The organism is Legionella jamestowniensis (genome assembly GCF_001467745.1).
Taxonomy (GTDB): Bacteria; Pseudomonadota; Gammaproteobacteria; order Legionellales; family Legionellaceae; genus Tatlockia; species Tatlockia jamestowniensis.
In genome coordinates this window covers 1126569-1149397 of record NZ_LNYG01000013.1, presented here as the reverse complement: position 1 = coordinate 1149397, position 22829 = coordinate 1126569, and the positions used below count along the sequence as shown (strand labels likewise).

Genomic DNA, 22829 nt, shown 5'->3' with positions numbered 1-22829 from the left:
AATGAGGGTAAAATGCCTGATAGAAACCTGTAAAGAAAGAGAAGCGTGATCTTCACTAATATAACAGTAAAAATGATATAATTTCGATTTTATCGAATTTATTGCTGGGTCTATTTTATTATCTGGCTGAAAAATCAGCCTATAGTTATAGATCTGGTTTAAAACAAATGTTTAAACTTTGGAATTACAGAGTAGATGAAGCAGCGAGCCCTATTTCTTGTTTTAGCCCTTATTTTTTTTGAATGGCTGGATTTTAGTCTTTATCTTTATCTGGCGAGATCTGTGTTTGCAAAAGAATTTTTTCCTGCCTCGAACTACAGTTTAATGCTATCTTTTGCCCTTTTTGCTGCAGCTTATTTTGCGCGTCCCTTAGGGGGGTGGCTTTTTGGCCGCGCAGCAGATTTAAATGGACGCCGTCACCCTATGCTTCTTTCTGCTGCCCTAATGGGAATGGCAACGTTGGGAATTTGTCTTTTGCCAAATTACCAGCAGATTGGTTTGGCTGCAACCTGGGGATTACTACTATTACGTATTGCGCAGGCACTGGCTTTAGGTGGAGAAATTAACACCTCAGCGATGTTTTTAGTGGAGCATTATCGGCGTAAACCACTCATTGCAGGCGGATTGGTGGCTGTAAGCAGTGCTTTGGGTATGTTTATGGGGGGGGCTTTAGCCAGTTTCCTACAGTTTATCGATTATGAGCAAGCATGGCGAGCAATTTTTGCCATCGTAGGTGTCTTGTCGTTATGGGTTTGTCGTTTGCGAAAGCAATTGACAGAGTCTCCTGAATTTCAAACATCGTCATCCAAAGAGGTGTTTTCATGGAGGCCTCATTGGCAAGGATTGATTAATATTGCTGCTATGGGAATTTTTGTCAGTGTGATGGTTTATATCTGCAATATTTTTTGGGTTTCTTTTGCGGTTGATCAACAATTCATGACAAAGGCCCAATGTACATGGATAGGCTCCCTGGCACAATTTATTTCTGCGGCATTGGCTTTGCCTGTTGCCTACTTTAGCCGACCACACCAAGTCTTCCGTTTAATTCAGGCAAGTATGCTTATCCTTATACCAACAGCCCCCCTGCTTTTTCATTTTACGGCCTTACATTACGAAACAGCCACGTTGCTTCTGCTTGCAACCTATGCGCTCTCTAATAGTTTACTTTGTGCCGCTCTTTATTATTTTCTTTACTTACAATTACCACCTCAATATCGTTGTCGGGGTGTTTCCACGGTTTGGGCATTGGCTGCAAGTATAGGGGCTATCAGTTTGCCGCTGGCTGAACAAGCTAAAATTATGGGGGCCTTATGGTTTCCAGGACTGTTTGTTAGTATTACTGCACTGGTATGTTTGGTGCTGCTTCATTTCTCGAATGAAGTAAATAAACAACCTGCTAGGATTTGGCGACAAGTATTCTCTAGCGTTGATTAAATTTTATCATTTCTGTCTTGTTGCGAATCAAAATCAGCGTATGGCCTAATTTGTTCATTGAATTTACAATGTATTTTATGCTAATGCATTATTGCTTTTAAAAATACTATTGAACTAAGGATGCTTTTCTGCTTAATATGAATATTCGATAAGGGAAAATAATAAGGAAAGAGCCATGCCACTGCCAGCGAAGGCGATACGTTATGGCCAGTTAAAAAGAAAAACTGCTGGATCAGCGGTACCGACATCAGGACATGAAGTTTACAAAGTCGAATTTACTGATACTGATGGTCAAATAAAAACTGGATTTTACAAAGAATTAATCCCTGACGGGGTTGGAGACGGGAGTTTCCCTACTCTTCTTGCAAAATACTCTGTTGCGGCCAGTATTTTGGTCGGCCTTGCCTTAGGTGAGCGCTCTGCGAAAGAAAGAATCGTTGTTGATGATTTAGGAAGAATTCGAGGAATTATTTCCTTTACTTTACCTAACTACACACCCTTGGCTGTCTCTGGCCAATCGTTACCTGCTAATTTGCAAGAAAGAGAGTTAGTTTGTCCTTCTACGGCAACCTTATTGAAATACAATGTTGCAGAACTTTTAGTAAGTGCCTGGCGTATAAAATGTGATGATCGTCATCCAGGGAATTTCAGTCTTTTTGGCTTAATCGATTGGGATATGGCGCTTTATCCCTATACCTATATCATGAAAGGTAAGCGCTGGAATGATGGCGTACTCAAAGAGCTCCCTGAAAAAGCGATGAAATTACTTTCAAAGGAAATGGATAATTTTCCTATTATTGAAGGACGGACGCATACACCAACCAATTCAACGCCTGGCAATATTAATATAACCAAACGTTTTCAATCTTATCTAGAGTTTCAAGCCTTAGCCTCTAATCAGGCGATTAAAACAGAAACAGGTGATATCTCTTGGCAAGAGCAATTTTTTAGTGCCCTGCTTAAAGAACTTCTTGTTTTTGACCCGGATATGTTACGGGCGCGGCTGGAGGAGTATTTTGGAGCCGATCAACCACTGGATTATTTGTCAATTCCGTTGGAAATGCGGGAGGAATGGGAGGGAAAATATTCGAGTTTGGATAAGAAATTACAGGATTATTTTGGGCCATCTAAAAATATTAAAAATTATTATTATCTATCAAAAGATAAACAAGTGCACTTTAAAAAAGCCTTTCCGGAAGTGGTTTGCTATCTGGAAGAATATCTTGAAAAGGAAGCAAAGCTTAGCCGTTATTCCGTTACAAAGGAAAAACGGGATGAGTTAAAAGAAGCTTATCCTGATCTGGCTAATGAGTTACCACTTGATTATTATTCCCTCCCGCAACATAAGCGGGAGAAATTGGAGCAAATGTATCCTGATCTTTTTAATGAAAAAACAAATGCACAGTCTTTTGTTAGCCATATTATGCAAGTTTTCCAGCAGGAATATAATGAACTCTACCGGGCAGTGGTACTTTATGCCGGTTGTACACAAAATAATAGCGGTGTCCCAGTAGTAGGCTTTAATCGTTTTTTACGTAATAAACCTTCTGCTTTCCATAAAATTCAAACCTGGGCTGCTCTTGAAAATGAAAAAATGGAGGAGCAATGGGAAAAATATATTCACAGTGAGACAAACCAGAATGTCTTAGATAGTTATGCAACGCCTCCAGAAGGCCGGTACGATCTGCAAAAAATGACGCAGCGCTATCATCAAATTTGGCGGGATGCACACGGGCAAACCATTAAAGCGATAATCCAGGAAGGCAATAATTTAATACGCGATTTTGCTAATGCATTGCGTAAAAATCCACTGCCATTAGCTGTAAAAGAAGAGTTGGATATTAATTCACTCACAGAGTCATTCCAGCTTATTGGGACTCCTAAATTACTAACAGAGTCAGAAACCGTAGATTGTGACGAAACCAGTAATTTAAAACGAGGGTTAAAGTCTTTAGAGGCTTTTATGCACGAGCTCCACCAGTGCGCCGAGAAATATTATTCCGTGGAAACTGCAAAACTTCAGGTTGGACATAATCAAGAGTTTTGCACAGCTGTATCCCAATTAATTGTTAAATCAGAGACAGAAGTTTTACCCTGCTTAATGGGTACCAAATGGTCTCGTTCCTTTGGTGATTGCCTTAAGAATCTACAAGAATTTTATAATGGGCTACACTTTCAGCGTCATCTTATCGGTAAGGATGTGGTGCTTAGCGAAAGTGCGACGGTGGATTATTCTACATTATTGAATCGAAAACATACGGATGAAGAGGTAGTATCAACTTGCTTAAAAACGCTGTTTGCCTGGGCTAATACGTTAGAAATAGAAACCTTTAATAGCATTATTCTTAACAGCATCGAATGTTATAAACCCCCGTTCTATCATGTAACTGCCCAGCGTTATCGGGCTCCTTCTGTAGAGGCCTATTTGAAATCTACAAAACATAATTGTGCTAACCGGTTGGCCACTATATTAAGCGAGGGAGGGGTAGAGAGTACTTCCTTAAATACACATTTGATAAAAAATATAATACCAATGATGATTACTGCGACAGAAGCGCAGGTTGAGATTAATTTGTTGAGTGTACGAAATGCGATTGAGCATGGCAATTTTCAGGCTGAGTTTTATGCCAAACAGGCACAAGAGTATGTTAAACAGGATGAACAATTTATCACCCCTGTTTCCAAGACTAGAATTAAGCAGTTTAATGATGCGATGTTTGTTTGGATTGCCTCAAAACCTGGCAGAGTGGTTGAAAAACTGGTTGCCTCTGCCAAAAGCGATTATGCTGGTTGGGGGTTCTTCGGTGGTTCGCGAGCGAGTGAAATCGATGGTTTTCTAGAGAAATTCCGTAAAAAAAAATATACAAAGGAAAAACTGCTGGCAATGATTTTAACGGATGGTGGTAATGAAGAAAATTCGTTAAATACTCATTTGTTAAAAAGGGTTCTTAGAGGTATGAAACAAGATAGTAGTTCTAAAAAGCTACAGCTTGAGGTGGATTTAAGTGATATCACTGAAGCGCATCTTCCTTATTATGGTACACAGATTAAGCTTTATGCGAAACCTAAGACATATGAAAAAATAACGGAATCCAAAAGGACTACTGTAGAGCCTACTTATTAAATGTAATTCATAAAACCGCAGCAAAAGGGGCTGCGGCAATTGAATTTAAATAGGACTTGGTGAATTAAGGTTCTGTGAGATAGAGTTTGAAAGCTCTAGCTGAATCTCTACCAATTCATCATGGAGACTTTGCATTTCCGAAACATCAAATTGCCCCTTGCCTGCTTTGTTAATCAAGTGATGGTATTCTTCATTAATAAATGGCAAGGAATAGTCGAGGTCACTCATTCTTATTTCCTCTTGTAAATTATTAACAAGACTTAATAAATCCTCTGTTTTAATTTTTATTGCTTCAAAATCTGAAACATCATTATTCTCTGTCGCAGAAGAAACTTGCCAGGAATCATAAAGCAGTTTAAGCGCTAAAATACTCACAGGGAGTAAGACTAAGAAGCCTAGAGCTGCTCCAGCATACATCATTGATGCGGTAGGATTAGCAGAATTTCCTGGATTATTTTCTGTTGAAGAAAGCATCGGTGGTATGGAATTGCAAGAATGAGAATGACAAGCTTGTGTGGCTGGAAGGTAAGTGACTTGCGGGGGTGACCAAAATTGGAAAGGGCTAAGTTTGGATGTCGATGAAGTCAAGGGAGGCGGTTCTTTAATAATTGATGGGTGAGGGTGCGCATAGTGCTTCTTTACAGGTTTAGAGGTCTCAAGTTGGTTCTTTTCAGAGAGGGTGTTGAATTTAGGTTTTTCAGGAATAGGCAGACCTTTTAATTCATATTGACGCCCTATCCAGGCATGCATGGAGTCCATTAATTGTTCCACCATGTTCCGGGTTGTACTTACCAACTCCAACTGATTGGTTTCACTGGCATGTTGCATTAACTGGTTAACAACTTGGTTCACATGCTGTAATAGTTCTTTATTCGCCATCTGCAAACTGGTAGGAGTAGTATCAAAACGTGCTAAATTGTCTTGATTTTCAATAAAAGTATCTATTTTTTCTTGCCGTTGTGTGAGCATTTTTTCCCACCACCGCAAATCTTGCTTTGCTTGAATAAATTGATGGTAAAGGTTGGTATTGGCCTCTAAGACCTGCATTATATTTTGCTGAGAATGTTGAATAAATTGTTCAATATTTTTAAGCAGGCCGAGCATTTCTTCCCGAAACTGAATGATGGTAAACACTTCGCCGGCTTTGTCAAAAAGTTGCTGCAGCTGATCTAATATACCTTGAAAACGAAGAATTTCTTGCAAATCAATTAAACTATTCCTATAGGCATCCTTCACCGCTTCAGGTAAATCGGTTACAAAGTTAAAATCCTGGCAATGGGAAAGTGTTGCAGCGGATAGCTCAAGAACATTTAACTGCTGATTTGCAGGCTTTTCACTGAGGGTCGTTAGCGCATCGGAACGCATTGTCCCACATGCCTTGGCGGCCAAAGTAGGAAATTCCTTTTTCGAATCTGGTTGAGATGGTGTGAGAGTAGCGAAATGTTCCCAATAAGGATGAGGATTAACCGCTGAATCAGAGAGTGCAAAGTGTAATATGGTGTGTCTTAATTCAGCCACCTGATTTAATTGTTGCTGCACTTGATGTATTTGAGTCTTTAATTGTCTGGAGTGAATTTGATTTTCAATGGTCTGCTGTTGATGTTCAATAGTACGTCGACAGTCACTTAGAAAAAGCCTGTCACTGCCAATAGTGGCTGAAGTATGTATTTCCACCACTCTCAAATAATTATGCAATAATTGCAATTGTTGGGTGACGTATTCAGCATTGTCCACCATGGATAGGCGTTTAAGCATGCGCACCATATCCAATAACACATAATTCATGGGTTGGTTGAGATGGCTTGTGGGCAAATTGCTATTGCGCAATAGTAAATAATCGCCAATAGTGCGGGTCATTGTGGCTAACTCTGGCCAATTTAATCGCTGATTATCAACCAGGCTAATATGAAAATCTTCTGTACTCAGTGGTTCTCGTGGCAGATATTCAGGATTAAACAACCAGGAATTTTCATTTATATTTGCAAATGCAGAGTCTTGATTAGTAGAAAACCAGTTGCTACTTGTTTGTAACAAGTCAGCGTCTAACCCGGAATTTACCCTTGCGGCCAGAACTCTTGTCCTAAATTGCAATTCCTCAGCGGTATAACATTCTTCATTGTGAAGGACACCAAAAATCATTCCAAAACGTGATTGAACAGGCATGGCACGATAATGAATGCGGTGATATTTACTGCGCATAAACACTCTCCCTGTGTGATTGTCTGCGGACTACCCTCCCTGGTAGTCAATAAACGCAATGACGCGATTTAAAATGTTTGTCCCGTGCTGAAGTAATTAATTTTTAATTTGCCATAAAATGGCACGGATTTACAAATATGTTAGACTGCTTGTTAAGACTGTAATTTTTATTGATTTTTACTGTTATGCTTAATGATTATTTAAAGACGCTACCGCAATTTATTATACCTAAACAGTTGTTAACCCAACTGACAGGCCTTCTGGCTAACGTTCGCTCCCCTGCCATTAAGAATTTGCTAATTCGTCGCTTTATCCGGCAGTTTTGCGTTGATATGCAAGAAGCACAAGAACAAAATCCTGAAAAATACGGCTCATTCAATGAATTTTTTATTCGTCATTTAAAGAATGAATGTCGACCACTGGCGGCTGCAGATATTGTTTCACCGGTCGATGGTTTTATTAGTGAAATAGGAAGGATAAGAGAAGGACAAATTTTACAGGCTAAAGGTCGCTACTATACTGTGAAGCAATTGTTAGCATGTGAGCCAGCTTTAAGTGAGCAATTTATTAACGGCTGCTTTGCCACACTTTACTTATCCCCTAAAGATTATCATCGTATCCATATGCCTCTTGATGCTACGTTAAGAGAGATGATTTATGTCCCCGGCAAGTTATTTTCCGTTCAGCCTGCAGTTGCTCGGATTGTTCCGTCTCTTTTCGCCCGCAATGAAAGGCTGGTCATTTTTTTTGATACTAAAGTGGGACTCATGGCAATGGTATTGGTTGGAGCGGCCATTGTAGGCGCCATTGGGACTAAATGGCATGGGGATCTAAAGCGTTCACGCAAAAAACAACATTTTAGCTATGCGGATTTAGAACAGACTAATATTGCCATGTTGCAAGGTGAGGAAATGGGCTATTTTAAGTTAGGTTCCACCGTTGTTTTGTTATTTGCTGAGGGTGAAAAAGTACAATGGCTTGATGAGTTAACCGCAGGTCAAAGCATTCGCTACGGCCAGGCATTTGGCAAGATAACCACTTGATTAATAAGTGAGTAAAACAATTGAGTTTGGTACCGAGAAGAGGACTCGAACCTCCACGGGGTTACCCCCACTAGCACCTGAAGCTAGCGTGTCTACCAATTCCACCACCTCGGCATGGTCGCTAACATACTCAAGATTGCTTAAGCTGTCAATCGTTATTCTCTATACAGAGAAATATTATGCAGCAGGGGCCGCGTTTTGCTGTTGTTCCTTAATCGCTTCAATGTCGGGCAAAATCTCCTTACTAAAACTCTGTAGATTCTTCTCTGCTTTTGAGGAGAAGAAACCGGGCTTAGAAAGTTTCTCGTCCCCTTTAAGCAGCTTGTATAAAGGTTGAATTAGTTTCTCTAAAAACTGAAAGAGCTCTTCTAAAATTGGTGTGGAATTAGTAAGCTTCGATAAATTTTTGGAAGAAAGTTGCTCTGTTACGCTATCCGCTAACTTTTGAGTTGTTGTCTTATTATCCTCGATAGTCTCAGTTAGAAGGGCTCTTGCTTTTTCTAATTGCTCTTTGAGAGACCCGCTATTTTTGCTGGTTTGAAAATCTTCTATCCTATTCTTTGTTACAGCCAATGTTGCTTGAATATGAATAAAAGGAGATTGCAATTCAGTTAAAATTCCTATTCTAGAGTCCTTTGAGTTGTTTTTTTGTATTCTTGTTACTTCCTCTTCAATTCGGGTACAAATTTTATTTGCTAAATTTATCTTGCTTTCCAACAGCTTCTCATGCTTTCCTAAATTGTCGGTAAGTGTTTTAAGCTCTGATTTTAACTGTTGTTCTTCCTCATAATCTGTAATAAATGTCTGAATCCCTTTTTTATTCTCCGCAAGGGCTTTTAAGTCGCTTTGCAATTGGCTTAGCTCTATTTGGGTCGTTTTGGAAGGGTCTGCAGTGGCCAAAGTGGCTGTAAGTCTATCCAATTTTGAATTGTAATGGGTAATCGCTTGTCTAACGCTGATAGACAATGGATATTGAGTTGAATTATAAGTAAAGGACTCATTGGCAGTAGAAATGAGAGCATAATTTTTCAACTCCGTTTGCAAGCTTTTTATTTCCAGCGCTATTTTGCGTTTTTCTTCGACATGATTTGCTGTGAATTCTTCAATAGCAACCTTACTTTGGTGAAGTTTTGCTAACTCAGCTTTGTAATCAATAGAAGCATAGCTTGTTTTTCCATCACCATCTGCAAAAGCAGTTGCAATCCTTTGTTGTGCAATGTGATATTCTTCGAGCTTTTTCGCCAAAGCACTTTGCCGAGGATACTTCTTTTTTTGGTAAATAAAGCTATTGTCTGTAAGGGTGATTGCAGGAAAATCGTGTAAAAATTGTTCTTGGTGCTTTTCTAAATCTCTACGGTGTAATTTAATTGTTCTTCCTGCGGAAATGTTTAACAATAAAGTCTGTAAATGGGTCACAAAAGTGGGATCATTTACATTTGCTTGAAAGTTAAAATTAATCGCTGCTTTAATTCTGCTGTAATAAGGTAATGAATTTCTCTTCTCAAACGCTGCCTCCAAGTCTGCACGTTGAAGACAGAATTCTAAATCGTCGCTGATGGCTTCTTTTAAATTTTTTTGATAGGCGACAATGGTTTTAACTATTGTTTCTACCTCTTTGCCCTTTTCATTGAGTTGCAAAAGCAATTGTTCACGCTCTGCTTTAATGCGTGCACGTTGACTGGCATCGTCACTCCAATGTAAGTCTGTAATGGGAATGGACGGTTTAAAAGAGTCGACTGAAAATGATAATTTAAAGCGGGAATTTTCATCCATGAGCAGATCTTTTAAATTTTCAAACAGCTCCCCGTGCTGGCTATCGGCCGTAAGCTGATAATAAGCGCCCTTTAAAATCTCGTATGTTTGCGCAAGATTAGCAACCTCTTTTTCAATCACTTGATCTTGCATTACAAGCCCTAAGCGTTCTTCCAGTAATTGGCAGTTTTGTATAACTGCAAAGGCTTTTTCGTTGACCTCGTAAAGCACGTTTGCCAGTTGGGCATACATGTCTGCAGTAATTACACCGGTGCGTGATGATTGCACGGATACTTCTTTTATTTTGTCAGCAGAAGCACTAACTTCTTGAAGTTGATTTTTGAGTTGGGCAATATCTTTTTGCAGGGCTTCTTTTATAGAATCATCATAGCGGTTTAGTGTAACTTCTATTTTACTAATCCGATTTTTTAAACTTACATATAATTCGGCAGCAGCTTTTTTCTTGTCGAGAAACGCATTTGCATTTATTGTTTTAGGGAATAAATCCTCTTCAATGGCGGCTAGGTTCTCATGCTGTCGGGTAAGGGTGTTAATTTCCTGATGCAATATGTTGTTGCGCTCTTGTATCCACTGATTGCGGATCCGAAGATTGTCTACCACACTACGGGGTATACTTTTTTCTTGTACATCTAATTGCTTATCAATGGCATCTATCCTTTCTTGCAAACGAATACGGGTTTGCTGTATCTCAGCCCATAATTCCTTTGCCTGCTTATTGATTGCAACAGCACGATAAGTTTTTTGTGGCAAATTTTCGAAAATATTGGTTAATTCTGCTTTTTTTTCCAGTAAGCGTTCGGTATCTTTTCTTAAAATATCGGCTTCATTTACCTCAGGCGCGGGTGCCATTTCAATTCTTCTAGATTTTTTTGCCCTTTTTTTGGAGTTTTCGCCTGTTTTAGCTTTACCCATGAGCGTTCTCCACTGAATTGCTTGCTTATAATTTGATTATAGAGATTATTAATTAAGCATTTATTAACGCTATTGTTAAATTTGGGTAAAGATAATAAAAAAAATTTAGGGTAATATGGGTAATCTTTTTTGAGATTGTTTCATCCTGATTTTTTATGAAATTTTTAGACTTTATACAGAAATGTGTGGATTGGTATCACGCATGTCTTCCCAGAAAAAAACCGGATGAAGGTTTAACTGAGAAAGCTCGCCTTATCGCTCATCGTGGTGCCCACGATCGAAATAAACAGATTTTTGAAAATACCCACGAAGCATTTGCCCGTGCTTTAAAACTTGGATGCTGGGGTATTGAGTTTGATGTACGAGAAACCGCGGATCAAATCTTGGTAGTCCATCATGATGCTACTTTAAACCGCTTATGGGGAAAGGATATTGCCATTAAAGGGATAACTTTTCATAAGTTACGTCAAATGGTGCCGCAAATACCTAGTTTAGAAGAGGTGATAAACACTTATGGAAAGCGGATGCATTTATTTATTGAGCTTAAAACCCCTTTCTCGGCAGAAGCGCAATTAAAAGAAATACTGCAAGCTCTTACTCCTTGTGAAGATTATCATTTACTGAGTCTTAATGAACAAATTTTTGCTTCTTTCTCACAATTTCCTAAACAGGCTTTACTCCTCGTTGCCGAGCATAACAATGTAAAAAAATTTTGCGACTTAAGTTTGCAAAAACGTTATGGGGGGGTTTTAGGCCATTATGTATTGATGACTCAAAATAGACTTGAACAATTGCGAGCTGGTGAAAAGCAAGCGATAGGTGTTGGAATGGTGGATTCTAAATTTAGTTTATATCGAGAGCTGAATCGTGGGATCCCATGGTTATTCAGCAATAACGTTGCAGCCTTAAGTGGTTACCTGCAAGAATTAAAAGCTGCAGTTAAAAATACCACCCATGATTAAGTCTATTGATATCGAGGTATGCTCGAATGTCGATAGACTCTTAATCAACAGGTGGTACAAGCTTAACCAGGATAAACCATTTCTTCAGGTTTCACATATTGCTTGAATTGTTCGGCAGTTAAAAAGCCGAGCTTCACAGCGGCTTCTTGCAATGAAATATTTTCATGATGGGCCGTTTTTGCTATTTTGGCGGCTTTATCGTAGCCAATATGTTGATTAAGGGCGGTTACTAGCATCAAGGAGTGCTGAAGGTAATAATTAATTTTTTCCCGATTTGCCTCAAGTCCTTCTACACAAAATACCTGGAAAGAATGGCAGGTATCTGCTAACAAATTCAGGGAATGTAGCACGTTAAAAATAATAACCGGTTTAAACACATTCAATTCAAAATTACCCTGGCTGGCAGCAATAGCCACGGTGGTATCATTACCAATGACTTGCGCGCAAACCATAGTCATTGCTTCACACTGCGTGGGATTAACCTTGCCCGGCATAATAGAAGAACCAGGTTCATTTTCTGGTAAAATTAATTCGCCGATACCACAACGCGGACCAGAACCTAGCCAGCGTACATCATTTGCAATTTTCATGAGTGCGCAAGCTAATGTTTTTAAACTGCTATGGGCCATTACCAGGGGCTCATGAGAAGCGAGTGCTGCAAATTTATTAGGGGCGGAAACGAAAGGAAGTTTAGTTATCTCAGCGATATGTTTTGCTGCGGCTACTGCAAATTTGGGGTGGGTATTTAAGCCTGTCCCAACGGCAGTCCCTCCGAGGGCTAATTCATATAGTTCAGGTAAGACAACTTCGAAACGATGAATACAAGCATCCAATTGAGCCACGTACCCTGAGAATTCTTGACTCAAGGTTAAGGGAACAGCATCTTGCAAATGGGTTCGTCCAATTTTTACGATGTCTTTAAATTCTTCCACTTTAGCAGCCAAGGCGTCGCGTAAATGGCGCACTGCTGGTAACAGCTTTTCATGAAATGCCAAGGCTGCGGCAATATGCATGGCAGTGGGAAAGGTATCATTGGAAGATTGTGACATATTCACATGATCATTGGGATGAATGGGGGTTTTATTACCTTTCGTTCCACCTGCCATCTCAATCGCGCGATTGGAAATCACTTCATTGGCATTCATGTTGGATTGAGTACCGCTGCCCGTTTGCCAAACATGCAAAGGAAAATGAGCATCCAATTGGCCCTTTTGCACTTCTTCAGCCGCTTTTATAATTAACTCTGCTTTATCTTTGGGTAATTTCCCCAGCTCTAAGTTGGTCAAGGCCGCTGCTTTCTTTAGGATGCCAAAAGCATGAGTCACCTCGCGTGGCATAATGTCAGCGCCAATATTGAAATGATGCAGCGAACGTTCCGTTTGTGCCCCCCAATACTTATCGGCGGCGACAGCAATTTCCCCCATGCTGTCAGTTTCTATACGCGTAGTGCTCATGTTGTCGATTCTCCAGTGAAATAAAAAATTTTAACATAGCCCCTTGGTTTAATTCACTTTAAAAATGGTTATCATAGGTAACATAAGTTAGTAAGCATTTTGGGGTGCTAAAATCCCAATTTTTTGAGAATAGGTCGTGAGAGAAATTCGTATTTATCAACCTGGTGATTATGCACCAGGTCAGACGCTTGAGTTATCCCCTTCTGCTGGACAACATGTTGGCATTGTCTTGCGTCGACAAGTGGATGAAACAATTACTTTGTTTCGCGGTGACAATTATGAATTTGAGGCGGTAATTACTGCTGTTCACAAAAAGAAAGTTGTTGTGAACATTTTAAATCAGCGTTTAGTTAATCGAGAATCACCACGCTCTATTCATTTAGCACAGGCGATTTCCAAAGGTGAGCGCATGGAAATTGTTATCCAAAAAGCGGTGGAGTTAGGGGTTAGCAGTATTACCCCCTTACTATCGGAGCGCTCAGTCGTCAGGTTAGACGAAGAACGCATGGAAAAAAAATTAGCGCAATGGCAAGCCATTGCTATCGCTGCCTGTGAGCAGTGCGGCCGTAACCAAGTGCCCAAAATTGAAGCTTCATTGTATTTAAATGATTACTTGCAACGTCACTTACATGCATTAAAATTTGTTCTTCACCCGGATATGGGCAAAAGTTGGCGCGATTATCAGATTTTAACGGATAATATCGCTTTGTTAATTGGACCAGAAGGTGGTTTCAGTGCGCAAGAAATTGAGCAAATATTATCTTATAATTTCAACCCATTAAGTTTGGGACCAAGAGTTTTGCGAACTGAAACAGCTGCAATCGCTGCATTAAGTGTCTTGCAAGCAATTTGCGGAGATTTATAATCTCTGTCAAACTAAAGTTTTATTATTTTATTTTAATCAATAAAGGTGATTCATGAGCGCGAATATTAAAACGGTAACGGATGCCAATTTCGAACAAGACGTATTAAATTCTGGTAAGCCTGTGTTAGTGGATTTCTGGGCTGAATGGTGCGGTCCTTGCCGTGCGTTAGCCCCCATTTTTGAAGAAGTAGCTGCCGCGCACAGTGATAATCTAGTGTTTGCAAAAATTAATATTGATGAAAATCCACAAACACCTTCGAAATATGGTGTTATGAGTATTCCCACCCTGATTCTTTTTAAAAATGGCCAGGTTGAAGCCGTTAAAATGGGTTTACTTACCAAGTCACAGTTAAGTGCTTTTGTGGAAAGTAATGTCTAATTCTGTTTAAAAGAGTAGATCTCTTTGAGAGACTGTGTTAATCTGGTCTCTCAAGTGTGGCTACTTTCTGGCCGCCACTTCAGTAATTCACTTTACAACTGTATTTCTAACAAACAACCTGTAGCACACAGTTGTGCTAAAATGAATACTGATACTGGCGAACTTAGAGTTGCCTCTAGGCAGCAGCTTCCCAGGCTGTCCTTCCAATATAAATTATCTCGGAAAAATTCATTCGTTTAACCAACACATCAAGTGAGAAGTATGAATCTTAGTGAACTAAAGCAATTGCCCATTGCCGATCTTGTCAATATCGCACAGGAAATGGGGGCTGAAAACACCTCTCGTATGCGTAAACAAGATATTCTTTTTGCCATTCTTAAAGCGCATTCCCATAAAGGTGAAGACATTCTTGGCGGTGGTGTCTTAGAGGTATTAACTGACGGTTTCGGTTTTTTGCGCTCTGAAGATGGTTCTTATCAGGCAGGTCCTGATGATATTTATGTATCACCAAGTCAAATTAGGCGATTTGGCTTACGTACAGGTGATACTATTACCGGTAAAATTAGACCTCCTAAAGATAATGAGCGTTATTTCGCTCTATTGAAGGTTGATCAAATCAATTTTGATGCGCCGGAAAGTGCCAAGCGTAAAATTCTATTTGAAAATCTCACCCCTTTATTTGCTACAGAACGTCTGGTCATGGAGCAAGGCAATGGCAGTACAGAGGATTTAACGGCTCGTGTTGTCGATTTGTGCGCACCTTTTGGTCGTGGTCAACGTGGTCTTATTGTTTCTCCTCCCAAGGCAGGTAAAACATTAATGCTGCAAAATATTGCCCATTCCATCGAGAAAAATTATCCTGAGTGCTATCTCATCGTGTTATTGATTGATGAGCGTCCTGAGGAAGTCACTGAAATGCAGCGCTCTGTAAAAGGGGAGGTTGTAGCCAGTACGTTTGACGAACCGGCCAACCGTCACGTTCAAGTTGCGGAAATGGTTATTGAAAAAGCTAAACGCCTTGTGGAGCACAAGCGTGATGTGGTCGTACTTCTTGACTCCATTACACGTCTAGCGCGTGCATACAATACGGTAGTTCCTTCTTCAGGAAAGGTACTGACAGGAGGTGTTGACGCTAACGCCCTGCAAAGACCAAAACGTCTTTATGGAGCCGCCCGTAATATTGAAGAAGGTGGCAGCTTAACCATTATTGCTACAGCTTTGGTGGATACGGGTTCTAAAATGGACGAAGTGATTTACGAGGAATTTAAGGGAACCGGTAATATGGAAATCCACTTAAGCCGTAACATTGCTGAGCGTCGTGTGTTTCCGGCCATTAATATTAATCGTTCCGGTACCCGTCGTGAAGATCTATTGCTTACACCCGAAGAACTACACCGTACGTGGATTTTACGTAAAATTCTACAATCCATGGATGAATGTGATGCAATTGAATTCCTGCTTGAACGCATGAAAAATCACAAAACCAACGCTGAGTTTTTTGAAGCAATGAAACGCCAGGAGTAACTGTCTATAGGCACTGCTCTTAATCTTACGTCATTCTGAGCGAAGCGAAGAATCTCCATTGGTAACACTCGATGGTAATAAGGAGATTCTTCGCTTCGCTCAGAATGACGTCGTAAAATAGGTTGCTCGTTTCAACCAACCTATCTGCCAAAATAACGCAGAGCGTGATTCTAGGACAAATGTAAACTTGAATTGTTTCTGTCTATTACAGCCTTATGCGATAATCAGTAGAATTTTATTTTTAAAAAGTAATTATGAAATATGCTGATCTTCGTGATTTTATTGCACAATTAGAAGCTCGTTTTCTACTTAAACGTATTGATTACCCTGTCTCTCCTTATCTTGAAATGACTGTCGTCAGTGACAAGGTGTTGCGAGCGGACGGGCCTGCCCTTTTTTTTACGAATCCTAAAGGTTATGACATACCAGTTCTAACCAACCTGTTTGGCACAGTAGAGCGCGTAGCTTTAGGTATGGGTGAAGAGACAATTCATGCATTACGAGAAGTAGGTCAATTACTCGCAGCTTTAAAAGAACCTGAACCACCAAAGGGAGTTAAAGACGCATTTGCCAAACTGCCCTTATTAAAACAAGCATTAAACATGGCACCCAAGTATGTAAGATCGGCTTCCTGTCAAGCTTATGTCTGGGAGAACGAGGAGGTGGATCTTTTCCGCCTGCCCATCCAAACTTGTTGGCCAGGTGATGCAGCACCATTGATTACCTGGGGGTTGGTGACCACGAAGGGCCCTTATCAAAATCGCGAGAATTTAGGTATTTATCGCCAGCAAGTGATCGCTAAAAATAAACTGATTATGCGATGGCTGTCTCACCGAGGAGGCGCATTAGACTATCAAGCCTGGCAAGAGGTTCATCCTGGAGAGCGTTTTCCAATTTCTGTAACCTTAGGCGCTGATCCTGCGACCATACTGGCTGCAGTGACACCCGTTCCTGATACATTGTCGGAATATGCATTTGCTGGACTACTACGAGGACAGCGAACTCAACTTATTTCCTGTATTGGTAATGATTTGCATGTACCCGCTACGGCGGAAATAATTTTGGAAGGTTATCTTGAACCAGGCTTGGAAGCGGACGAAGGACCTTTTGGTGATCATACCGGCTACTACAATGAAGTCCAATCGTTCCCAATCTTTACGGTGGAGCGTATTACCCACCGTGAAAAACCCATTTACCATAGCACTTACACCGGACGCCCGCCAGACGAGCCTGCTATTCTTGGTTTGGCGCTCAATGAAGTTTTCGTGCCCTTGCTACAAAAACAATTCCCGGAAATTGTAGACTTTTATTTACCGCCAGAGGGTTGCTCCTATCGCCTGGCAGTGGTCACTATTAAAAAACAATATCCAGGTCACGCCAAGCGAATCATGATGGCTGTTTGGTCTTTTCTACGGCAGTTTATGTATACCAAATTCGTTATTGTCTGTGATGATGATATTAATGCACGAAATTGGCAAGATGTTATTTGGGCAATGACAACCAGGATGGACCCTGCCCGTGATACGGTAATGATTGACAATACACCCATTGACTATCTTGATTTTGCTTCACCAATTTCTGGATTGGGTTCAAAAATGGGGCTGGATGCTACCAGTAAATGGCCTGGGGAAACACAAAGGGAATGGGGAAGGCCGATTGTTATGACAAACGATGTATTGCAACAAGTGGAAGCCTATTGGCCAGAGTTAGGATTAGATTGATGAATAAATCGATTACCGCTCAAGTAGAGCGGATAACACCGCTTACTGACAGCATCTTGCAGGTCGTATTAAAACCTGCAAAATACCTTGATTATCAACCTGGGCAATATCTACAAATCATTACTGAGGATGGCGAGCTGAGCTACTCGATAGCTAATGCACCTTTAGGTTCGCATCATTACGAATTACATATCCGGCATAGCCAGGATAATGCAGCTAACCTGCAACTCCTGGCTGAAATTAAACAAAAGGGAGCTGTAAAGATACGTGTGCCACAGGGCAATTGCCATCTGGATAAACTTTCTCCACAGCGACCTATCTTGTTTATTGCAGGGGGAACAGGCTTTGCGCCAATCAAAGCGATGATCGAACAGTTGCTGGCCACAGGAGATAAACGCCCATTTGAGTTATTCTGGGGGGCCCGCTCGCAAAGTGATTTATACATGGATGAAAAAGTAATGCAATGGCAAGCACATGTAGAGCATTTTCATTACTTTTCGTTGCTGTCCAATACTAGTAAAGAAACGTTGGCCTCTGTGATTCTGGACCATCATTCCAGTGATCTTCAACTATGGCAAATAGTCATTGCCGGACCATTCGACATGGTGTATGCCATACGTGATATTTTGTTGGAACAAGGGGTTCCACGTGAACAGCTATTTTCAGATGCGTTTGCTTTTGAAGAAATAAAAGGGGAAGAATAATGGAAACCTTGTATCAAATCCTTGGGATTCTTGGTGCCGGACTTATTGTATGGATTTTATACCGAGCTATTAAAGGACGGCCAGAGCTATTTAGTCGGGAAAACTTTAGCAAAAGTTTTGCCACTATGGGAATGCTGGCTTTAATTTTAATCGCTTTTGTCGCCTTATTGGTTTTTATGGTAAGACATACTTAAATGGTTTAATGTTGGCGACTATTGCTATGATAGTTGCCCTGATTTTCGTGTAAATAGTGGCGAATGTGCGGATTATCAATGGTCTGGTTACTGCAATCTTTAACTAACAAGCATTCCTCGACATAAGTCATTTGACTACTCTCATCAACCAGAAGGCGATACCAGGGGTTGCGTGTTGCAAATTCGCGTTTGTGCATTTGAGGATTAATACGCCCTGAGGGTTGAAAAAAAGGATCAATATCAATGATTACGGCGCGATAGCCTTGTTGTTTATGAATTACGCAATCACCCACGTTAAATTTTGCGGATTTGTTCATCATGTGCTCCACCTTTTAGGCTGTTCTTGCCTTTTAAGGGTGATATCGGTTAGCCTCGATGAATCTTGAATAAAAAATCATGAAGCGGATGGAAAAGGATTTACGAGTCTATAAACTCCGGTTTATAACGATTACGCTGCTAATTGGTTATGCTTTTCTTCATATCAAGCTGACTGGTCGTTACATTGATGCAACCTTCCAACAATTGTTTGAATTTTCAGCTCGTCTGCCTTTCGGTCAGCGATTGTTAATGCCAGCGCTGGCGCGCGGAATGGAGTTTTTTATACCCCTGGAAGTAAATGAGTTATTTTTAATACTTGAGTTGATCACAATTAGTTTGACTTATCTGACACTGATAAGACTATTGCAACAAGCGTTTAATCCTCGTCAGGCGCAAGTGTTAAGTTGGCTATTCATTTTATTACTTCCGTTAGTGACTGTAGTAAATTATCGTTATGCCATTGCAGGAGAAGCTACAGTTTATTATCCCTATGATACGGCTTCGCTTCTTTTTATGATGGTTGGTTTTTTATGTTGCCTTCGTGCTCAATGGCTATATTTTATCCCTTTAGTATTTTTAGCTACTTTTAATCGAGAAAGCAGTTTTTTATTAATATTACTTATTCCTGCGCTTCATTGGCAACGTTTATCAACGGTGATTAGACCACTATTACTGTCAATTTTGGCTTATGGAATAGCCCGATTCATTGTTTTATGGTTAACACAAGATCTTCCAGGGACCGTCGTTGAGTTATACTATCGAGGCTCTCATTATACTCATTTTGAAGTCAATCTGGCTTGGCTTTTTGCAGAAGAACATCTTTTATTATTTATTTTTTGTTTTGCTGGATTGCCTTTATTCTGGTTTGCCTTTTATGACTACATCCCTTGGCAATATCGCCCGCTACGATATGTCGCTTTAGTTTATTTTTTAATGCTATTACTGGTGGGTAACTTTATGGAAGCGCGCATATTCATAGAAATTGTCGCCCTGTTATACCTGCCGGTTTGTAGTGCGGTTAGTCGTTGGCTGCAAGATAAGGACCCTTTTGTACCAGTTAATCCAGGCTTTGGTTATTACCTGGATAGATACCTAGTCATATTGGCACTGCTAGTGGTCATTGTGTTTCAAGGTTTAATCAATACCCTTATTCTTTGGTTGCTACCATTTTCTTAAGTTTGGAGGTTTGGGCGAAGGCTGCTAAAAGAAGGCCGAGTTCATAAAGCAAGCAGAGTGGGACAGCCAGCATAATTTGTGACAAAACATCGGGGGGTGTTAGTAACATTCCCATCGTAAAGGCCGCAACAATGACATAAGGCCTAATTTGTTTAAGTAAAACAAGATCTGCCCACCCCAATCGAACCAGGATAAGACACAGTAGCGGGATTTGAAAACAAAAACCGAATACCATTAACATGCGTGTAATAAAATCTAGGGCATAAGCTATATCCGGTAACAATCGAACACCAGAAGGAACCGCATTGGCAAAAAATTGAAACATGAAAGGTAGTACAACAAAGTAACAAAATAACAGCCCCAATAAAAAAAGGGTCAAACTGATAAACAAAAAAAATCGCAGATTATAGCGCTCGTGATGATATAAGGCGGGTGCGACAAACTGCCAAAGTTGCAATAAAATAAAGGGCGAGGTACAAAGTACCGCAGCGTTCACAGCGAGTTTAAGCGGTGTTAATACGGGTGAAGTGATCTGCGTTGCAATTAATGAATCATGACTACCCAATGCCTGCAATAAAGGAGCAACCAAGATTTGAAATAAGTGGTTGGCGAAGAAAAAGAAGCCACCAAAAAATACTACAAAAAAAACTAAAACATAGATAGCACGACGGCGAAGTTCTAACAGATGATTCAACATGGTTTAATGACTCTTCTTTTGATGAGTTCCAGTTAGCTTGTCCTTTCTATTTAACCATTGCAATTGATATTTTTTAACTGCTTTTTAAACTACTCTTGAATGTGGTCCTAGAACTCCTGATGCTTGTCCCAAAAGAAGGGAGCCCCAATGACGTCCTTGGATGTTGCTGCTATAGTTATAAAAATAATGACCAAGACCAGTTAATACAACCGAATGTATTCACCGAGGCAATACCCGTTAAATACCGAAGAGGAACAAATAATGGATTTTCCCGGGGTTTCCAAGTCACAAATAGAAGAAAGATTAATTAGTGAATCCTATAAAAAATTTCATTTTATCATCCTGGCGGATTTCCTGGCAGTCCTTCTGTATACATCGTTGATATGGCCGCACAGCACTAATTCAATGATGGTCATTAGCTGGGTCATTCTAATGATAGTAGTAAACGATGTGCTACGAGCGGTAATGATATTTTATTATCATCAAGAAAAAAAACGGCCAGCGTTGCGATATCCCTCTTTTTGGAAAAAATATTTCATCTTGAATAATCTTCAATCCGGTATTTTATGGGGGATGGGAGGATTATTATTTATTTATGTCAATGATCCGCTGGTGCGTGTTGTTATTTTTGTTTATTTAACCGGTTTACTGGGAGCCCCGGCAGCTAAGTTACTCACCTATCACTGGGCTTATCTAGGCTTCATGACACCTATCTGGCTAGTGATGCTTGTTTTATCGGTATCCATTACCGACTCGCTTTCCGTTATCCTTTTTTTAGCGGTAATTCTCTATGTTTCTTTGGTAATTTTTTCGACTGCCGCGGCAAATAAATCTCTCCTCAAATCCATTTACCTGGAATTATACAGCTCAAACCTGCTGCATGATTTAAAACGCAGTGAAGAAAACTTCCGTAATACGATTGAAAATGCGCCCATTGGTATGGCTATCGTTTCACCAGAGGGTAACTGTATTCACGCTAATCAAACTCTACAAGATATTCTTGGCTACAATGATCACGAATTAAACAATAAAAATATTCTGGAAATTACCTACCGTGATGACTTGGCTATAACAAAAGAATTCATGACAAAAATTCTTAAGGGAGAGATGCGTATTTCCCACCTTGAGAAACGTTTTATACGTAAAGACGGAAGTATTATCTGGGCGATGGTGAGTTTATCGCTTATCCGCGATGATCAGGGTGAACCTGTTAACTTTATTTTGCAGATGAAAGATGTCAGTGATCGTATTGAAAATGAAGAAAAAATGCGACAGCTCAATGAAAAAACCTTGGAAACGTTGAATGAATTAAAACTATTAGAACATGATGAAAATTTATTAAACAAATTGAATCGTTCACTGCAGATTTGTATTTCAGCGGAGGAAGCCTATCCCCGCATTCGTTTGGTCGCTCAAGATCTGTTTCCGGGCTTAAGTGGAGGATTAATGATATTTAATAAAGCCATTAATCAAGTAGAGACGGTGCTGCAATGGGGGGAGCAGCAATTATTAACCAAAACCTCTTTGCCCCTGGATTGTTTTGTACTTCGAGAAGCTGATATCATTTCGGTTGATAATCCGCAAAAAAGTATTCCATGCCATCATTACCTTCAACCTCCACCGGGTGGAAATATAGGGCTACCTTTGATTGTGCAAAATGAACTAATAGGCGTTATTCATTTATTTGCACCTGTGGGTAGACGATTAACACAACATCAAAAAGACATGGCTGTTTCTTTTAGCAATATTGTGAAACTGGCGCTTGCCAATATTAATTTGCGCTCCTCGCTAAACGAGCTTTCTTTACATGATCCCCTAACCGGTTTATATAATCGCCGCTATTTAAATGATTTGTTATCTAGAGAGCTGATAAGGCTTGCTCGTGAAAAAAATACGTTGTGCATCGCTATGTTAGATCTCGATAACTTTAAAAACTTCAATGACACCTATAGTCATTTAGCCGGCGATGAAGTACTTCGGTTGCTTGGCCAATTGTTAAAGAGTAATTTTCGGGATAGTGATATTGCTTTTCGCTTTGGCGGCGAAGAATTTGTTGTTGCATTATTAAATACCACTTTAGAGCCTGCTGCGAAGAAACTCGATCAGTTTCGTGAATTATTAAAAGATACCCCCGTTACTTATAAAAACCAACAATTAGCCCAGGTAACCATTTCAATCGGTGTCGCAGAAGCACCAAAACATGGTGCGACGATTGATGATATAATCAAAGCTGCAGACCAAGCGCTTTATGCAGCTAAACAGGCAGGAAAAGACAGGGTAAAAATTTATAAAAATAATGGTTAATACTATAGTCCCCCCTAAGAGTTTGCTATAATTTTTGCTTCGTTTT

At 40.1% G+C, this 22829-nt stretch carries 17 protein-coding genes and 1 tRNA gene; 12 read left to right on the top strand and 6 right to left on the bottom strand.

Annotated features, from left to right (window positions below):
* The first annotated feature begins 195 nt into the window (after positions 1 to 195).
* Positions 196 to 1434: an MFS transporter gene (locus Ljam_RS09345; protein ID WP_058449772.1), complete on the top strand. Its 1239-nt coding sequence runs from the start codon at positions 196 to 198 to the stop codon at positions 1432 to 1434.
* Between the two features lie 175 nt (positions 1435 to 1609).
* Entirely contained in the window at positions 1610 to 4558 is a 2949-nt protein-coding gene (locus tag Ljam_RS09340; RefSeq protein WP_058449771.1) for a hypothetical protein, read from the top strand.
* A 45-nt stretch (positions 4559 to 4603) separates the two neighbouring features.
* Here Ljam_RS09340 and Ljam_RS09335 read toward each other — a convergent pair whose 3' ends face one another.
* Positions 4604 to 6757 carry a hypothetical protein gene (locus tag Ljam_RS09335; RefSeq protein ID WP_058449770.1) on the bottom strand — a complete coding sequence of 718 codons (2154 nt, stop codon included), beginning with the start codon at positions 6755 to 6757 and terminating at the stop codon, positions 4604 to 4606.
* Positions 6758 to 6942: 185 nt separating this feature from the next.
* Between Ljam_RS09335 and asd the strand changes: the two genes are divergently transcribed.
* Positions 6943 to 7800, top strand: coding sequence for an archaetidylserine decarboxylase (asd, locus tag Ljam_RS09330; RefSeq protein WP_058449769.1), 858 nt, complete (start codon positions 6943 to 6945; stop codon positions 7798 to 7800).
* Between the two features lie 27 nt (positions 7801 to 7827).
* Here asd and Ljam_RS09325 read toward each other — a convergent pair.
* A tRNA-Leu gene (locus Ljam_RS09325) sits at positions 7828 to 7914 on the bottom strand.
* A gap of 63 nt (positions 7915 to 7977) precedes the next feature.
* On the bottom strand, positions 7978 to 10485 hold the full coding sequence (locus tag Ljam_RS09320; protein WP_058449768.1) for a coiled-coil domain-containing protein: 2508 nt from the start codon (positions 10483 to 10485) through the stop codon (positions 7978 to 7980).
* A 155-nt stretch (positions 10486 to 10640) separates the two neighbouring features.
* On the opposite strand from Ljam_RS09320, the gene Ljam_RS09315 reads away from it, so the two are divergent.
* Entirely contained in the window at positions 10641 to 11447 is an 807-nt protein-coding gene (locus tag Ljam_RS09315) for a glycerophosphodiester phosphodiesterase (RefSeq protein WP_058449767.1), read from the top strand.
* A gap of 62 nt (positions 11448 to 11509) precedes the next feature.
* On the opposite strand, the gene fumC is transcribed toward Ljam_RS09315, so the two are convergent.
* Complete coding sequence (fumC, locus tag Ljam_RS09310; protein ID WP_058449766.1) at positions 11510 to 12901, bottom strand: class II fumarate hydratase; 1392 nt, start codon at positions 12899 to 12901, stop codon at positions 11510 to 11512.
* Between the two features lie 136 nt (positions 12902 to 13037).
* Between fumC and Ljam_RS09305 the strand changes: the two genes are divergently transcribed.
* The 6 genes from Ljam_RS09305 (at position 13038) to Ljam_RS09280 (ending at position 18288) form a co-directional block, all read left to right on the top strand.
* Positions 13038 to 13766, top strand: a complete 729-nt coding sequence (locus Ljam_RS09305) for a 16S rRNA (uracil(1498)-N(3))-methyltransferase (RefSeq protein ID WP_058449765.1) — start codon at positions 13038 to 13040, stop codon at positions 13764 to 13766.
* 52 nt (positions 13767 to 13818) lie between these two features.
* Positions 13819 to 14145 (top strand): thioredoxin, encoded by a 327-nt coding sequence (trxA, locus tag Ljam_RS09300; RefSeq protein ID WP_058449764.1) that lies wholly within the window; start codon positions 13819 to 13821, stop codon positions 14143 to 14145.
* Between the two features lie 261 nt (positions 14146 to 14406).
* Entirely contained in the window at positions 14407 to 15669 is a 1263-nt protein-coding gene (gene rho / locus Ljam_RS09295; RefSeq protein WP_058449763.1) for a transcription termination factor Rho, read from the top strand.
* A gap of 254 nt (positions 15670 to 15923) precedes the next feature.
* The gene (ubiD, locus tag Ljam_RS09290; RefSeq protein ID WP_058449762.1) at positions 15924 to 17390 is read left to right on the top strand and encodes a 4-hydroxy-3-polyprenylbenzoate decarboxylase; all 1467 of its coding nucleotides are present in this window, start codon (positions 15924 to 15926) and stop codon (positions 17388 to 17390) included.
* Positions 17387 to 18094 (top strand): NAD(P)H-flavin reductase, encoded by a 708-nt coding sequence (locus Ljam_RS09285; RefSeq protein WP_131762227.1) that lies wholly within the window; start codon positions 17387 to 17389, stop codon positions 18092 to 18094. The genes ubiD and Ljam_RS09285 overlap by 4 nt, the downstream gene beginning before the upstream one ends.
* A complete protein-coding gene (locus Ljam_RS09280; protein ID WP_058449760.1) occupies positions 18094 to 18288 on the top strand; it encodes a hypothetical protein in 195 nt (64 codons plus the stop codon). The genes Ljam_RS09285 and Ljam_RS09280 overlap by 1 nt, the downstream gene beginning before the upstream one ends.
* Positions 18289 to 18293: 5 nt before the next feature.
* On the opposite strand, the gene hspQ is transcribed toward Ljam_RS09280, so the two are convergent.
* Positions 18294 to 18605: a heat shock protein HspQ gene (hspQ, locus tag Ljam_RS09275; protein WP_058450778.1), complete on the bottom strand. Its 312-nt coding sequence runs from the start codon at positions 18603 to 18605 to the stop codon at positions 18294 to 18296.
* A gap of 88 nt (positions 18606 to 18693) precedes the next feature.
* Between hspQ and Ljam_RS09270 the strand changes: the two genes are divergently transcribed.
* Entirely contained in the window at positions 18694 to 19782 is a 1089-nt protein-coding gene (locus Ljam_RS09270) for a hypothetical protein (RefSeq protein ID WP_058449759.1), read from the top strand.
* Here Ljam_RS09270 and tatC read toward each other — a convergent pair.
* Positions 19754 to 20479 (bottom strand): twin-arginine translocase subunit TatC, encoded by a 726-nt coding sequence (gene tatC / locus Ljam_RS09265; RefSeq protein ID WP_058449758.1) that lies wholly within the window; start codon positions 20477 to 20479, stop codon positions 19754 to 19756. The two genes, Ljam_RS09270 and tatC, sit on opposite strands and share 29 nt — an antisense overlap.
* Before the next feature lie 261 nt (positions 20480 to 20740).
* On the opposite strand from tatC, the gene Ljam_RS09260 reads away from it, so the two are divergent.
* The gene (locus Ljam_RS09260) at positions 20741 to 22783 is read left to right on the top strand and encodes a GGDEF domain-containing protein (protein WP_058449757.1); all 2043 of its coding nucleotides are present in this window, start codon (positions 20741 to 20743) and stop codon (positions 22781 to 22783) included.
* Positions 22784 to 22829: the final 46 nt, after the last annotated feature.